This window comes from Mesocryomonas lacus, assembly GCF_055730105.2.
This window is the reverse complement of record NZ_JBUZWF020000005.1, coordinates 106,267-121,406: the sequence shown is the minus strand read 5'-3', so window position 1 is coordinate 121,406 and position 15,140 is coordinate 106,267. Positions and strand designations below refer to the sequence as shown.

The 15,140-nt window shown below is 66.6% G+C and carries 14 protein-coding genes; 6 read left to right on the top strand and 8 right to left on the bottom strand.

Going from position 1 to position 15,140, the window contains the following annotated elements:
* Positions 1–47 precede the first annotated feature (47 nt).
* Both ACZLZQ_RS17710 and ACZLZQ_RS17705 read left to right on the top strand, forming a co-directional pair.
* Positions 48–1,331 carry a four-carbon acid sugar kinase family protein gene (locus ACZLZQ_RS17710; RefSeq protein WP_472950496.1) on the top strand — a complete coding sequence of 428 codons (1,284 nt, stop codon included), beginning with the start codon at positions 48–50 and terminating at the stop codon, positions 1,329–1,331.
* Positions 1,328–1,990, top strand: a complete 663-nt coding sequence (locus tag ACZLZQ_RS17705) for a class II aldolase/adducin family protein (protein WP_472950495.1) — start codon at positions 1,328–1,330, stop codon at positions 1,988–1,990. Before ACZLZQ_RS17710 ends, ACZLZQ_RS17705 begins: the two co-directional genes overlap by 4 nt.
* A gap of 33 nt (positions 1,991–2,023) precedes the next feature.
* Here ACZLZQ_RS17705 and ACZLZQ_RS17700 read toward each other — a convergent pair whose 3' ends face one another.
* Entirely contained in the window at positions 2,024–2,911 is an 888-nt protein-coding gene (locus ACZLZQ_RS17700) for an alpha/beta fold hydrolase (protein ID WP_472950494.1), read from the bottom strand.
* A 393-nt stretch (positions 2,912–3,304) separates the two neighbouring features.
* Here ACZLZQ_RS17700 and ACZLZQ_RS17695 point away from each other — a divergent pair, with 393 nt between their 5' ends.
* Positions 3,305–3,826, top strand: a complete 522-nt coding sequence (locus ACZLZQ_RS17695) for an SH3 domain-containing protein (protein WP_472936308.1) — start codon at positions 3,305–3,307, stop codon at positions 3,824–3,826.
* Between the two features lie 273 nt (positions 3,827–4,099).
* On the opposite strand, the gene ACZLZQ_RS17690 is transcribed toward ACZLZQ_RS17695, so the two are convergent.
* From ACZLZQ_RS17690 to ACZLZQ_RS17665, 6 genes are all read right to left on the bottom strand, one after another.
* Complete coding sequence (locus ACZLZQ_RS17690) at positions 4,100–4,519, bottom strand: DUF3830 family protein (protein WP_472950493.1); 420 nt, start codon at positions 4,517–4,519, stop codon at positions 4,100–4,102.
* 62 nt (positions 4,520–4,581) lie between these two features.
* Positions 4,582–5,898: a M20/M25/M40 family metallo-hydrolase gene (locus ACZLZQ_RS17685; protein ID WP_472950492.1), complete on the bottom strand. Its 1,317-nt coding sequence runs from the start codon at positions 5,896–5,898 to the stop codon at positions 4,582–4,584.
* The gene (locus ACZLZQ_RS17680) at positions 5,895–6,593 is read right to left on the bottom strand and encodes a GntR family transcriptional regulator (RefSeq protein WP_472950491.1); all 699 of its coding nucleotides are present in this window, start codon (positions 6,591–6,593) and stop codon (positions 5,895–5,897) included. Before ACZLZQ_RS17680 ends, ACZLZQ_RS17685 begins: the two co-directional genes overlap by 4 nt.
* A gap of 15 nt (positions 6,594–6,608) precedes the next feature.
* Positions 6,609–7,637, bottom strand: coding sequence for a phosphotriesterase family protein (locus ACZLZQ_RS17675; protein ID WP_472950490.1), 1,029 nt, complete (start codon positions 7,635–7,637; stop codon positions 6,609–6,611).
* 8 nt (positions 7,638–7,645) lie between these two features.
* Positions 7,646–8,374, bottom strand: coding sequence for an amino acid ABC transporter ATP-binding protein (locus ACZLZQ_RS17670; protein ID WP_472950489.1), 729 nt, complete (start codon positions 8,372–8,374; stop codon positions 7,646–7,648).
* A complete protein-coding gene (locus ACZLZQ_RS17665; protein ID WP_472950488.1) occupies positions 8,371–11,334 on the bottom strand; it encodes an FAD-dependent oxidoreductase in 2,964 nt (987 codons plus the stop codon). Before ACZLZQ_RS17665 ends, ACZLZQ_RS17670 begins: the two co-directional genes overlap by 4 nt.
* Positions 11,335–11,452: 118 nt before the next feature.
* On the opposite strand from ACZLZQ_RS17665, the gene ACZLZQ_RS17660 reads away from it, so the two are divergent.
* From ACZLZQ_RS17660 to ACZLZQ_RS17650, 3 genes are all read left to right on the top strand, one after another.
* Complete coding sequence (locus ACZLZQ_RS17660) at positions 11,453–12,352, top strand: dihydrodipicolinate synthase family protein (protein ID WP_472950487.1); 900 nt, start codon at positions 11,453–11,455, stop codon at positions 12,350–12,352.
* 88 nt (positions 12,353–12,440) lie between these two features.
* Positions 12,441–13,283: an ABC transporter substrate-binding protein gene (locus ACZLZQ_RS17655; RefSeq protein WP_472936300.1), complete on the top strand. Its 843-nt coding sequence runs from the start codon at positions 12,441–12,443 to the stop codon at positions 13,281–13,283.
* A 130-nt stretch (positions 13,284–13,413) separates the two neighbouring features.
* Positions 13,414–14,112, top strand: coding sequence for an amino acid ABC transporter permease (locus tag ACZLZQ_RS17650; protein WP_472936299.1), 699 nt, complete (start codon positions 13,414–13,416; stop codon positions 14,110–14,112).
* Between the two features lie 240 nt (positions 14,113–14,352).
* Here the strand turns inward: ACZLZQ_RS17650 and ACZLZQ_RS17645 are convergent, their stop codons facing one another.
* The gene (locus ACZLZQ_RS17645; RefSeq protein ID WP_472950486.1) at positions 14,353–15,135 is read right to left on the bottom strand and encodes an IclR family transcriptional regulator; all 783 of its coding nucleotides are present in this window, start codon (positions 15,133–15,135) and stop codon (positions 14,353–14,355) included.
* Positions 15,136–15,140: the final 5 nt, after the last annotated feature.

The following is a 15,140-nucleotide window of genomic DNA, read 5'->3' as shown; positions in this document are numbered from 1 at the left end:
GCCGCAACCCGGTATCACACGAGGAGGGAGAGCGCATCCGCGCCGTCATGTCGATGAAACCAATCTACGGCATCGTTTCCGACGATTTCACCGGAGGCCTTTTGGTCGCCAGCTTCTTTGAACGGGCCGGGATCGAGTGTCCCGTCTACTTCGACGCGCGCGCGGCCGAAAGAGACCGGACGCCGGCATCGATCGTCGTCATTGCCGGGCGAATGCGTCTTTCGCCCTCGCAGGCCGCGCTGGCGGAAGTATCGGCGGCGCTCGATGTCCTGGACGCCCTCGGTTGCTCCACGGTGGCGTACAAGGCCTGCGCGACCTTCGACTCGACGCCGGAGGGCAATATCGGTCTCGTCGCTGACTTGTTGGCGGATCGATACGACCAGAATCCCGTGCTGATCAGCGCGGGCTTTCCCGAGTTCGGCACCACGGTGTTCCAGGGCCACATGTTCGTTCGCGGCAGCCTGGTGAACGAGTCGATCAAGCGCTTCGATCCGGTGACGCCGATGCCCGATCCCAATCTCGTGCGCTTCCTGTCCCTGCAGACACGCAGCCCCGTCGGGCTGATCCCGCACGAAGCCTTGGCGAAGGGACCGGAGTCGGCCCGATTGGTGCTCCAGAACCTCGTCGCGAACGGCTATCGCCATGTTCTCTGCGACGCGGTGGATGCAGGAGACGTCGACTGCAGCGCTGAGCTCGCCATCGGCGCACGGGCGATCGTCGCCAGCGATGCGCTCGTTATCGCCCTCGGCTTGCGCAACTGCAGCGGTCGGAGGGACCCAGCGGTTCTCCCTCGCCACGCGGAAGGGCCCGTCGCGGTCCTCGTCGGAAGCGTCGGTCCTGTGGCCGAGGCCCAGCTCGCCAGTTTCGAGGCGGCGTATCCCGTCTTGCGCATCGACCTGCTGGACGACCGATCCGAAGGCGAGCGGATCGATTTGGCGATGGCCTTTGCCGCACGGCACATCGGCGAACGCCCGTTTGCGATCACGACCTGCGCGGACGCAGCCGGTATACGGGACGCGCAGGCCCGTTTCGGCCGCCTGGAGGCGGCGCGCAAGGCGGAGACGTTGCTCGCCGGCATCGCCGCTCGGCTGCACGCGGCCGGCATCCGCAGGTTCGTCGTTTCGGGCGGCGAAACGTCCGGTTCGATCGTCGGCGCCCTCGGCATCCAGCAGGTCCGCTCCCTGCCGCGCGGAGCGCTGGGGGGCGGTTTTTGCGTCGCGGAGGGGCCGGATCCCGTGAGCTTTTTTCTGAAGTCAGGCAAGCTCGGTACGCCGGACGTCCTCGTGCGCGCCGTCGATGCGTTCGGTCATGAGGGGGGGCAAACGACATGAACGAAGTAGAACTGAGACGTGATCTCGTTCAATACAGCCGCGAGTGCATCACCCGGGGGCTGTCGAATGCGACGGCGGGCAATATCTCTGTCCGCTTCGGAGAGGGAATGCTGATCACACCGTCCGGCGTCGACCCTTTCGATATGCGGGAGGAACAGATCGCGGCGGTCACCTTCGACGGAGCGTCCTCCGGCCCGCTGAAGCCATCATCCGAGTGGGCGCTGCATGCCTCGCTCTACCTTCGGAGACCGGATGCTCAGGCCGTGGTGCATGCTCATCCGGTATACTGCGTCGCGCTTTCCGCACTCCGCAAACCGATACCGCCGTTCCATTACATGGTCGCGGGTTTCGGCGGCGAAGAAATACCGTGTGCGCCGTACGAAGTCTTCGGCTCCCAAGCGCTCGCCGACGTCGTCTCGGCGACTTTGGGTCAAAACTACCACGCGTGTCTCATGGCCAATCATGGAATGATCGCGCTGGGCCCGGACCTGAAGACAGCCTTTTCCCGGACGGAGAAGCTGGAAACTTTGGCCCAGCAGTATCAGCTCGCGAAATCCGTGGGGCATCCCGTTTTACTGACGGAGGCCGAAATGGCCACCGTGCGGAAAACTTACACCACATATGGGTACGGCAAACCAGGACCGACCAATTTCCGATGAATGAGCCGTACATCCTTCCGGACGCACGGCGCTCTACGGGGCCAAAGGTCGACCGGCCACGCTATGCTCCCCCGCGATCGTTCCGGCATGATCGTGGCGGTCCAGGAATTCGATCAGCAAACGGTTGAACGCTTGGGGATCGTCGAGGGAGGCCACGTGGCCTGCCGCCATGGTCTCGGCCCGGGCATGGCGCAATTCTTTGGCCAGATGGTCCATCTGGGCATTGATCGAGGGAGCGTCGCCATCGCCCTTGATGAGCAGGATCGGGCAATGGAGGGCGCCGGGGTCGACTGGGCGCGCATCGACGATGGCGCGGTAGGTGGCCACGATGGCCCCCGGCGCCATTGTCGCAAAACCGCGGATGAAGTGGCGCCGTGCCGTCTTGCCGACCCAATGGGGTCCGACCAACCGCGAGGCGATCGCAAGGCCGATGCGGGCGGTCCGCTTCTGACCAAGGAGCCGGAACGTGAAGGGCAGGAGATCCTGCGGATCCGCCCAGTCGATCAATTCCCGCAGCCACGGCGTTGACGAGAGGGAGGTCGGGGTATTGGCGAGGATGAGGGAGGAGATCCGTTCGGGCGCCCTCGTCCCCATTTCGAGGGCGACCATGCCGCCGAGCGAGATCCCGCACACCGCAGCCTGGTTGATGCCGAGCGAGTCTAAAAGCGTCAGGGCGTCGTCGGCGAGCTGCTCGATGGACAGGCGCCGAGACCCAAGGGGTGTCTCGCCGTGGCCGCGCAGGTCGAATGACACGAGCCGACGCGAACCCGCCAGAGCTTCGATTTGCGCATCCCAGATGTGGCGCGTCTGGACGGCACCGTGCACGAACAGCAGCGGCATGCCGGCCTGTTTCGGATCTGCGGGGCATTCGCCAGCTGAAAGCGAGATGTCGCCGACGGCGACGATACGGGTCTGGGGCATGGGGTCTCGTCGTCGAACCGCTTGCGCGGATCCTGAGGAAGCCGTTTTGACGGCGTTGCCGTGGGCGTGACAGACGAAGGATGCTTCCTTCGTTTCGTTCCCTAAAGACGTTGGGCTCTCCACGTGGTGCAGGGCTTTGCCGTTTGCCGGCCTTTGTTCCCGGCAAACCCGTTAGCGAAAGACGGCCCTCGTCGCGCTTACCCCCAGTTCGTTAATGGCGTCGATCCCGACCGTCGCTATGCGGTGTGCCCCCGCAAGTGAGGGGTGAACGCTGGCTCAAGGGGATCACCGACGAGGCTGCGGACCGGCCGCTAGCACGGCCCTTTGTTCGGGAACGGTTCAGGTTCGGTATGGCTTAAAGCTCGCTCTGAAACGAACTGCGGAGACGCCCCCATGCGAAAGAAATCTACCCTGTTGGCTGCCATGACCGTCGCAGCTGCGGTCCTAGGCTTCAATGCCGCCGAGGCCGCCACGGCAACAGCCATCGCCACCACCAACGTCAACCTGCGCGCCGGTCCCTCGACGCAGTACCCTGCCGTCGACGTCGTTCGCAGCGGCGAGGACGTCCGCGTGTTCGGTTGCCTGGAAACCCGCTCCTGGTGCGATGTCGGGTTCCGTGGCTTCCGCGGCTGGATGTCCTCAAACTACATCGCCGTGGTCGACGTCGGGCGCCGGTACACCGGACCCGAGGTCGTCGGCCGTATCGGTGCGCCGATCGTTGGCTACTCCTTCGGACGCTACTGGGACGACAACTATCGCGACCGGTCGTTCTACCGCGACCGCGGCAACTGGGACCGTTGGGACGGCCGGCGCGCCTACCGGGACCGCCACTGGGATCGCCGTCCCGACTGGGACCGCGGCGACCGCCGCGGTGGACGCTGGGATCGGGACGATCGTCGCTTCTATCGCGACTGAACCGACCTGGGATGGCGGGTGTGAAGGCCCGCCATCCCAGTGCTTCTTTGCTGGTCGACGCCATCATAAAAGTTTGGGGCGAAGGCATACAGGTAGATGCCGTGATCGGCAGGCGAAGCCCTCGTCGCTGCGATTGAAGCCACCGCGCTTTCCGGTATTGGCGCGTTGGAGGGACGGGAGGTGGACTGCTTCGTGCGCCTCGACATGGACGCCTTCGATCTCGAGCGCTCCTTCAGTACGGCGGGCGGCCTCGGCTCATCGAAATGAGGTCCTTCAGACCACGCGTTCGAAGCGGATCGGCTGGGCGCCCTTCCAGAGGACGGTGGTCCCGAGTTCGTGCAGTTGATCGAGGCCGGACGTCAGGGTGATGAAGTGGTTGCCAGCGAGTTGCCCCATCTTCGAGGCGAACGCGACCCCGCCATAGGCAAGCAGGATTTCCGTTTCGCTGATACCGCCGGGATAGAGCAGGATCTGGCCGGGAGCGGGATAGCTCGTGTGGTTCTCGTAGGAGACGCCGAAGTCGAAGTCGCCGAGCGGCACCCACACGCCTTCGCCGCTCCAGCGCACGTGCACGATCTGGCTCTCAAAGGGCATGCGTTCGAGGAAGGCGGCCGAGGTCTTGGGCGCGAGCTCGGTTTCGAGGCGAGCGTCGAAGACGAAACCGCCGGCGGTGATCTTGAGGGGAATGGTCATGTTGTCCTTCTGGGCTTAGTTTATGGGTGGAAGGTGGACGTGATGCGTCTACGCTCGGCCGGCTATCTCGTGCCGCACCAGGCGGCGACGATCTCGGCGGTGACAGCGATCGTGCGCAGGTAATCCGGCAGATCGACCCATTCGTCATGGCCGCCAGCCATGGTCAGGCCGCCGCAGAGCGGACCATAGCCGACGGTCGGAATGCCCCTCTGGACGATCGGATTGCGAATGTCGCTCGACGTGTGCAGCGGATTGACCACGGGCCGCGCGCCGGCACCTTCAAGCACGCCGGCGACGAGCCGATAGAGCGCCGACGAGCGGTCGGTCTCTGCGGCGCTGACGCCGGCGATCCAGGAAATCTCGGGCGGGTGCTCTCTCAGCCAGTCGCTCGTCTCCGCCGCGCGGCTTACCGCGGCGGCGATCTGCGCTTTCACATCCTCCAGCGCCTCGCCCGGCACCAGCGAGATGGCCGCCCGGATGCAGCAGGCCTGTCCGACGCGCGGCGAGCCGCCGACCGCGCCGTACTCGCAATGGGTGATGAAGAGGTTGGTCGAGCGGCCGATGGCCTCCTGCAGCAGGGAATGCCGCACCGTCCGCCCTCGCGCCGCGTCGAGGCGCCGGAGTTCCTCCAGGATGGGCAGCATGGCGTCGAACGGATTGACGGCCAGATGCGCGAAGGCGGTATGCGCCGGCTCGTTCGTCTCCGGCAGAAGGCCGCGCACCGACACGGCGAACTCGATCTGTCCGGGCGCGAAGGCCTTGATCTCGTCCAGGCCTCTGCCGGATTCCGCCGGGTGCAGGTAGATAGCGGCGTCAGCGTCGAGCCCGTGATGCAGGGCGGCGGCAATGCCCCGGCGATGGCTCTTCGACGGCGCGGACACCAGCGACAAGGGGGCGGCGGGCGAGAGCCCGGCCTGCCGCAGCACGGCGACGCTCTGCAGCAGGATGGCGATGCCGGCGAGGTCGTCGGCAACGCCCCAGCCCGAGATCCGGCCGTTGGTGATGGCCGGGGCGAAGGGATCCTGGCGCCAGGCGGTCTCGGGACGAAAGGGCTCGGGGTCGGGATGGGCGAACAGGATCAGGCTTCGCCCGCCTTCCGCGGCGGCGTCGCCGGTTCGGGCGATCAGGCAGCGCGCGGGGGTGGCGGCATCCACTGTCGCCGCCGCAAACTCCGACACCAGCGGAACATCTTCGGGCCGGTAATCTAGGGTTTCGACGGTTAGTCCAAGAGCCTCGAATTCGCCGAGGATCAGCGCATCGATCGCCTCGCGGCCGCCACGCCCGACCTCAATCAGCCGCGACAGCAAGTCGACGCTGGCCGCTTCGGCGGCGGCCGATGCGCTGGCGATGCGATCGCGCACGGCCCTGTCGAGGGTCATAGCTTGGCCATCGCGGCCAGCACGTCCTGGGTCAGGCTGCGGATATGGCCTTGCATGGCGGCGCGCGCCCGCTCGGCGTCGCCGGCGCGGATCGCGTCGATGATCGCGATGTGCTCCTCGGTGTCCGGCCGAAAGCGCGAGGGCAGGCCGGAGAGCTCGTAGAGCCGGGTGGTGATCCGCAGCGAGGCGATCATCTTCGCCATCACATCGTTACCGGAGGCGTCGGCGATCATCTCGTGCAGCTTCTCGTCCGCCGCCCAGTGCGTTTCGGCTGGCACGTCCGGGTTTTCCTTGAGCCTTGCCATCGCCTGCTCGACCTCGGCGAGCGCCGCCAGGTCGATCGCCTTCACCGCCGTGGTGATCGCTTCGCCCTCCAGCAGTTCGCGCAGCCGCATGCTCTGGAAATACTCTCGGTTGGAGACGAGACGGACCCGGAAGGGCTGGTTCATCTCCTTCTGGATCAGCCCGGCGTTCTGGAGGAGGAGCAACGCCTCGCGGACCGGCGTTCGGGAAATCGCGAGATCGGCCGCAAGCTTCTCCTCGGAAAGGATGTCACCACCCGACAGCCGGCGCTCCATGATCATCGCCCGGATCGCCGCATAGGCCCGGCGCCCAAGGTTCTCGCCATCGCCGGAAGCGCGGCTGCGCTTCTCGGCGGGAGCCGTGTCTTCCCGAACTTTGCTGCTGCGCGCCATCGCGTTCTCCCCCGGTCAGTTCTGGAAGCACAGAAGCCGCGCCGGCGTCTCGACGAGCAGTCGGTCCAGCTCGGCTTCCGAAAAGCCCCGTCGACGCGCGAGCGGCGCGACATGGGCGATGAGATGGCCATAGCCGTGCCCGCCATGGCTTGTCAGCCGGGTCCGGGTGCAGATGTCGTGCGAGACCGCGATCCGATCGAGATGGCCGGCTTTGATCAGCGTGCGGATGAGATCGAGCCGCATGTAGTCCGTCGGCAGATCGAGGTCGACGCCCGCCATCCAGTATTGCGAGGTCTCGATGCCGAAGAAGTCCCATTCCAGGACGAATCCCTGGCCGAGCAGGGCGAGGAGACGCTCGGTGTCGAAGATGGTGCGGTCCATGTGGCCGATCACCGTGCGTTCTGGATCGCCGCCGGCGGCTTGCACGATACCAGCGATCTCGGCCGGCGCATCGGGGTGGCGTCCGGGATGGATGGTGAGGGCCGCCCCGGTCGATCGCTGCGCGCGGGCGGCAGCCGTGAGGATGCGCCGCTCCGTCGGCGTGATCGGCCAGGAGCAGCCGATCTCGCCAATGATGCCGCAACGGATGTCGGTACCCCAGGCGCCCTCGCAAATCTGCGCCTTGATCTCGGCCTCGATCGCGTCGCCGTCCATCCGGTCGATCTCGGCGGAGAGGTAGGACTGCGTGTAGAAGCCGGCGCCGAGGACGATATTGACGCCGCTCTGCCTGGCCAAGGCCGCGAGCCGCTCCGGCTGCGGCGCCATGCCGCCGACGGTGAGCTCGACGATCGTGCCGCCGCCGGCATCGGCAAAGCGCTGCAACTCGGTTGCCGCGACAGCGTCGTCGCCCAGAAACATGTTCTCGGGAACGCGGTTCTGAAAGTAGTCGATCTCGAAGCGGTTCTCGATGGTGATGGGCGCCGGGCCAGGCACGCCGCGCGAGGCCGGCGCGCGCAGGTCGCACAGAATGTGCTCATGCATGAGCGTCCGGCCGAGATCCGCCCGCGCCACCTTTCCTGCGACGGTCTGTGCAAACTCTCCCATTCCGGATCCTAGTGCTTCAGGATCTTGGCGAGGAACTGGCTGGCGCGTTCCGACCGCTCGGTGGTGAAGAACTCGTCGCCGCTGCAGTCCTCGATGATCTCGCCCTTGTCCATGAACAGAACCTTCTTCGCGACCTTCCGCGCAAAGCCCATCTCGTGGGTGACGCAGACCATGGTCATGCCCTCGTTCGCGAGCTCGACCATGACGTCGAGCACCTCGTTGATCATTTCCGGGTCGAGGGCCGAGGTCGGCTCGTCGAACAGCATGGCGACGGGATCCATGGCGAGGGCCCGGGCGATGGCGACGCGTTGCTGCTGGCCGCCGGACAGCTGGATCGGATATTTGCGTGCTTGGTCGGCGAGGCCCACGCGTTTGAGCAGCGCCTCGGCCTTGTCCTTCGCCTCGGCCTTGGAGCGGCCGAGCACCTTGCGCTGCGCCAGCGACAGGTTGTCGAGGATCGACAGATGCGGAAACAGCTCGAAATTCTGGAACACCATGCCGGTCTTGGCCCGGAGCTTGGCGAGATCGGTGCCGTCCGCCCAGACGTCGATGCCTGCCACCTCGATGCGACCGGTATCGATCGGCTCCAGTCCGTTGATGGTCTTGATCAGGGTCGACTTGCCCGAGCCGGAAGGCCCGCAGACCACGGCGACCTCGCCGCGCGCGAAATTGGTCGAGCAGTTCTTCAGGACCTGGAACCTGCCGAAGCTCTTGCTGACGTTGTCGAGGGTGATCATGACCGGCTCCGTTCGAAACGTTCGATGAGATAGGGGGTGACGTCGAAGCTCGGCGCCCTGGCGGTGACGAGCTCGCGGGTGAGGCGGGCGACGGCGGGCGCCAGCGTGTAGCCGTTGGAGGTCACGCAATTGTAGAAGCCGGGCAGTCCCGGCGCCTCGCCGACGATCGGCGCGCCGTCGATGTTGACGTTCATGCCGGCCCAGCTTCGCAGCACATGGAGGCCGGCGATCTGCGGAACGACGCGCTGCGCCACCCAGAGATTGCCCTCGATGCTGTCAAGCATGGTCGTGTTAAGCCGCTGGCCCTCGGCATAGCGGGCGGGCCAGGCGCCGCCGATGAGAATGCCGCCGGTCGACAACTGCTTGAGGCTGAGGTGCCGGTCGGCATGGGCGACGAGCTGCCCGATCAGCGCCGGGGCGCGCTCCGTGGTGATCATCTGCAGCGGTGCGCTGTAGACGGGAACGTCGAGCCCCACCATCGCGCCGATTTCGCGCGCCCAGGGACCTGCGGCGTTGATCACCGTGCCGGCGCGGATGGTTCCGCGCGAGGTGGTGATCGTCCAGCCATTGCCGATGCGCTCGATGGCGGTGACGTCGGTGCCCCGCTCGAAGCGGGCACCCGCGGCTCTTGCCGCTTCGAAGGTCCGATAGGTGGCGGTCAGCGGATTGATCTTGCCCTCCGCCGGGACGTATTCCGCGCCGATGAGATCTTCGCTCAAGGCAGGTGCGAGGTCGCGCAGCTCGGCTTTCGAGAGGATTTCCGCCTCGATGCCGTGGCTCCGCTCGAGCGCGACCTTGGCTTTCAGGAAGGCCATGCCCGCCTCGGTCTCGGCGACCATCAGCCCGCCGGTGACGCGGATCTCGAAGTCGCCGCCGCAGCTGGCGGCGATCTCTTCCCAGAGTTTGACCGCGAACGGTCCGAGCGGCAGCGTCGCGGCGGCGGGACCGCCACCGGCCTCGGCCTTCCTGCCGAAATCGAAGGACAGAAGCTGGACGTGCAGGCTGCCGGCATTGGCGCCGGAGGCCTGAAGGTTGACGTCGTCGCGCTCGACCACGAGCACGTCCTTGCCGGCACCGGCAAATTCCAGAGCCAGGCAAGCGCCCACCACGCCGCCGCCGATCACGAGGATCTCGGCCTCGATGTCGCCGAAGGGCTCGCCCGAGGGCGCGCGGCCGAGATGGGGCGAGCCCGCGCGCGCATGACCGCCCCATTCCGGCTTCTCCCGGGCGAGGGCCGCCGCGGGAAAGGGCTTCACCGGCAGGCGCGGGGCAAAACCGTCGACCTGCCGCGGACGGCCGGTCCGCTCCTCGATCAGGCGGGCGGCGGTGGATGCGCAATAGCGTGCCTGGCACCGGCCCATGCCGAGCCGCGTGCGGCGTTTCAGCGTGCCGAGACTGTCCCATCCCGCATCGATCTCGCTTCGGATGCGCCCGAAAGTCAGCCCCTCGCAGCGGCAGAGGATCGTCTCGTCCGGGATCGACGAAAGGTCGACGGCGGGCGCTGCAAAGATTTCCCAGAGCGCGCGCTGAAACCTCTGGCCGACGGCGAGGCCGTGCCTTGCCCGCTCGTGCTCCCGCGACATTCCGCCATGACCGAGCGCTGCTGCCGCATGCGCGCCGGCGATCGTGCCGGCGCATTCGGCAACGCGCGAGCCGGCGATGGCGGCGCCGTCGCCGACGGCATAGACGCTCGCCACGCTGGTCTCGCCCTCGTCGGTGGTTCGGACCGACGGCGTGCCGAGATGGCGCGGGTCGAGCACCATCTCGCAGCCGAGGGCTCGGGCGACCTCGGTCGAGGCGATGAATCCGTAGCCAAGGCAGAGCGCATCGGCCGCCAGCGTTTCCGTCCGCGCAAGATCGGGCCTGCCATCCGTCGCGAGCGGGGCGATCGTCACGGCGTCGACGCGGTCGGTGCCGGCGGCCGCGATTGCGGTGTGGCCCCAGCGGATCGGTACGCGGTGGCGTGCGAGGATTGCACGGTACCGGGCGCCCTCGGCGATAAGATCCGGAGCGGCCAGACCGGCCGTCAGGAAACTCCGCCACTGCGACAGGCTGGGTTTTGGCGCGGACTCGAGGACAGCCACGACCTCGACGCCGCGCGACAGGAGGTCGGCCGCCAGCTGCAGGTTCAGCGGGCCGTTGCCGGCGACCACCACCCGGCTTCCGGGCGCGACGCCGTAGGCGCGGGATAGCGTCTGCGCCGCGCCCGCCGTCATTACGCCGGGAAGCGTCCAGCCGGGGATGGGGAAGGGCCGCTCGTACGCACCGGTGGCAAGGATCAGCTTCTGCGGGCGATAGACGACGCTCCGTCCGCCGACGAGGACCATGACCTCGTCCCGCGAGAACGCGCCCCAGACGAGTCCGCCCTGGACGAGGTCGACGCCGGCCTCCGCGACCTCGTTCGTCAGCGCCGTGCCCCGGGCGAACTGCCGGTCGGGCGATCGCTCGGCGGCGAGGGAAGGGGCAAGCGGCTTGTAGTACTGGCCGCCGCTCTGGCCGCGCTCGTCGATCACCGTCACCCCGGCGCCCATCTGCCGGGCCTGCAGGGCGGCGGAGAGACCGGCCGGGCCGGCGCCGACGACGAGGATATCGACGGCGATCTCCACGCGTTCTCCGCCTGCTGCCGGGTCGGCCAGCGCGGTCAGCGGATCGTCGGGGGTGCCGGCGGGCTGGGCCGAGCGCACGCTCTCGCCGCCCTCGACCTTGGTCAGGCAGGCGCGCTGGCCGGTGCGTCCGTCGACGGTGACGACGCAGTCGTAGCAGGCGCCCATGCCGCAATAGAGGCCGCGCCAGCTTTCATCGCCAGGCGCGCCTGCGTCGAATTTCCGGATCGCCGCAATGCCGTTGGCCGCAAGGGCCGCCGCGATCGACTCGCCCGCCAGCGCCGACAGGCGGCGCCCGTCGAAGGTGAATTCGACAGGCTTCTGGGCGGGTCCAACGAAGGGGCGGGCGATGCGCATCGAGATGGAGGGCTCCGATCGGGCGTGTCGAACCATGCATACAGCAAAACAATTTTTTCTGTATACAGAGAAAATTTTTAAGTTATGGTTCGGCTCATCGGAGCCACGAAAGACTGTCATGAAATCCGCCAGAGGCACCTTCACCGTTCTCGTCACACCGTTCACGGCGGATGGCACCGCCGTCGACGCGACCGCGCTGAAGCGTCTGGTCAACTGGCAGATCGAACAGGGAATCCACGGCCTGATCCCGCTCGGCAGCACCGGCGAGTTCCTGTCCTGCTCCCGCGCGGAGCGTCAGGAGGTCATCGAGATTTGCGTGCAAGAGGCGGCGGGCAGGGTGCCCATCTATATCGGCACCGGGGCCGAGGCGACGTTCGACGCGGTCGACCTCTCCCGCGAGGCGGAGGCGATGGGCGCCGACGGCGTGATGATCATCCCGCCCTTCTATTCCGCCCCGACCGAGGACGAGCTGTTCGAGCACTATCGCCGCATCGGCGAGGCGATCTCGATCCCGATCATGGTCTACAACAATCCGGCGACCGCCAATGTCGACCTCGTGCCGCGCACGGTCGAGCGCCTTAGCCGGATCGACGCCGTCCGGTCGATCAAGGAATCGACCCTCGAGGTGACGCGCGTGCGCGACATCATCGATCTCTGCGGCGACCGGATCGACGTGTTCGCCGGCATCCTCGGCTACGAATCCTTCTGGCTCGGGGCCGTCGGCTGGGTGGCGGTCTGCTCCAACCTGATGCCGAAGGAATCGGCCGAGCTGTTCGAGCTCGTTGCCGATCATTCGGACAAGGACGCCGCGCTGGCGCTCTACCGGAAAATTCTCCCGGTGGTGCGCTGGGTGGGAGGGCCGCGCTACGTCTCGGCCTCCAAGGCGGGGCTCGCGATGATGGGCCTGTCCGTCGGCGATCCCCGTGCGCCGCGCCTGCCGCTTCCCGAGGCGGATCGGGCTGAACTCAAGACCACACTGGCGAGCCTCGGTCTGATCGACAGCCTCGCCCAATCATAGACGGCCGGACGCTCAGGCGATCCGAGCCCACCCACGGGATGAGACGCGGCCCTTTCACCAAGCCCCTCGCGGGCAACAGGAGAAGCACATGACCAGATTTCACGAAGCCCTCGTCTTCGTCGGCGGCGTTGCGGCCAGCGTCGTCCTTGCCGCGTCCCCAACGCTTGCGGCGGATTGCCAGCCCAAGGTGCCGGATTCGGCGCTCGCCTCGCCCGGCAAGCTGACGATGTCGACCAACCCGACACTGCCGCCGATGCAGTTCGTCGATTCCTCCGGCGAGCTGAAGGGCATGCGCGTTACGCTCGGCAACGAGATCGCCAAGCGCCTCTGCCTCGAGCCGGACTATGTCCGCATCGAATTCTCGGCGATGATCCCGGGCCTGCAGGCCGGCCGCTGGGACGTGATCAACACCGGCATCTTCTGGAACCCGGAGCGGGCGGCCATGATGAAGATGGTGCCCTACGAATCCCAGGCGATCTCGATCTCGGTCCAGAAGGGCAATCCGGAAAAGATCGCGAGGGAAGAAGACCTCGCCGGCAAGGCCGTCGGCGTCGAGATCGGCGGCTTCGAGGAGGCCAAGCTGAAGGAGCTCGACAAGAAGCTCCAGGCCGAAGGGCTGGAGGCGATGACCATCCGAACCTTCGACAATTTCGCGCTCGCCTACCAGGCGCTGGCGGCCGGACAGACCGACGCGACGGTCAGCATCGACCCGACGGCGGCCGAATACGCCAAGCGCGGCGACTTCGACCGGGCGATCGCCGGACTGTTCCCGACCCCCGTCGCACTCGGCATGAAGAACGCCGAGGTTGCGGACGCCGTCGTCACCGCGCTGAACGAGATGATGCAGGACGGCAGCTACAAGAAGCTGATGGACGAGTACGGCCTCCTCGCCAACACCAAGCCCTTCGCCCTCCGCGGCGCCACCGACTGACGGCGACGTCGTCGTAAACCGCACCGCCTTCTGACGCGGCGGCGACGCCTTCGACGTCGCCGCTGTCGACCGGGCATGCCGGAGAGGCTCCGCTTGCCCGTTGCCGCCTTATCCGACCGAGGAATCGCCCATGGATATCCGCTGGAACTGGACCGGATTCTTCGAGTACCTGTTCAATCCGTTCATCCTCAACGGCGCGCTGACGACGCTCTGGCTGACGCTCGCGGCCATCGCCGGCGGCCTCGTCCTCGGCTGCATCCTCGCGATCATGCGCATGGCGCCGTCGCGCTTTCTGAGCTGGCCCGCCCGCGCCTATATCTGGGTCTTCCGCGGAACGCCGCTGCTGGTGCAGTTGATCATCATCTACACCGGGCTGCCGCAGTTCGGCGTCCGGCTCGGCGTTCTCGAATCGGCACTGCTCGGGCTGATCCTCAACGAGGCGGCGTATCTCGCGGAGATCGTCCGCGGCGGCATTCTCGGCGTCGCCGGCGGCCAGTGGAACGCGGCGCGCGCGCTCGGCCTGAAGCCCGCGCAGGTCATGGGCTACGTGATCATGCCGCAGGCGACGCGGATCATCATCCCCGTCCTCGGCAACAGCGTGAACGGCCTTTTGAAGACGACGTCGGTCACCTCGGTGATCTCGATGGAAGAGCTCCTGCGCCGGACGCAGATGCTGATCCAGGAAAAGTTCATGGTGCTCGAGCTCTTCGCCGTGGCGGCGCTTTACTATCTCCTGATGACGACCGTCTGGCACTTCATCCAGATGCGCATCGAGGCCCATTTCGGCAAAGCCTATTCGAACAAACTGGCCGACCAGGACGCGCGCTGAGCGCGCCGGAAACAGGGTTCAACCTTCTGCGGATTATCCGTTGATCCTCGGCGGCCAAGGCAGATGTTGAATTTCTGCAGTGTTCGCTTTCGGATTTAAGCTCACACAGTCTGAGCGTTCGCCTTGAATCGTTTGCGGAACGGTCGCTTAACGCCGGCTGGCCTCTCGATGCGGAGAGGCCGACATTGACGGGAAGATTCACCCCCGTCCCCTGCCGACGGCACGAAATGGCTCCGCGTGTCAGGTCTTGGCTGTATCTGAGATGACGGCTGCGGTGTCGATGACGAGTTGGCACAGTTCACTTTCGCGCTCGCGAAATCGCGTGGTCAACGTGCCGAGGTTGAGCGCTGCGACGACCGCACCGGAGGCGTCGCGGACAGGGGCGGCAACGCCCGTCGAGCCGGTGACGAATTCCTGGTCGTTGACCGCGTATCCGCGCTCGCGCACCTCGGCAAGGATCGTCAGCAAGTCCTGTCGGTCGGTTATGGTGAAGCGGGTATAGGAGAGCAGGCTGACACGCCCAAGGTAGTCGTCGATCTCTTCCGCGCTGCGAAAGGCGAGGAGGGCGCGGCCCGTCGCCGTACAGTAGACCGCGATCGGCGAGCCGATGTCGACGTCGTAGCGCACGGCCTGGCGGCTGACGCACTTGGCGAGCCTGCGCACGTCGCCGCGGGCGTTCATGGTCGACAGCAGGACGGTTTCGCCCGAAACGTCGCGCAGGCGCTCCATCAGCGGCAAAGCCTTTGCGACCAGCGGCTCCTCGCTCGGATGAAACGGAAAGCCGTGCCGGCTGGCCTCCACCAGCAGATAGCGACCACCCGGGTCCTGGACCACGTGGCCACGACCGATCAGGGTCTGCAGGAGCGCATGCGTCGAGCTTTTGGGAAAGCCGAGGCCAGCCACGACCTCCCCGAAAAAGACGGGCTGGCGACACGCCGCCAGGAAATCCAGGAGATCGAGAATTCGCCCTCCGCTCTTCACTTCGGAGTTCACGTATGTGAACGCGCTACAGTTGCTGACCACATCCT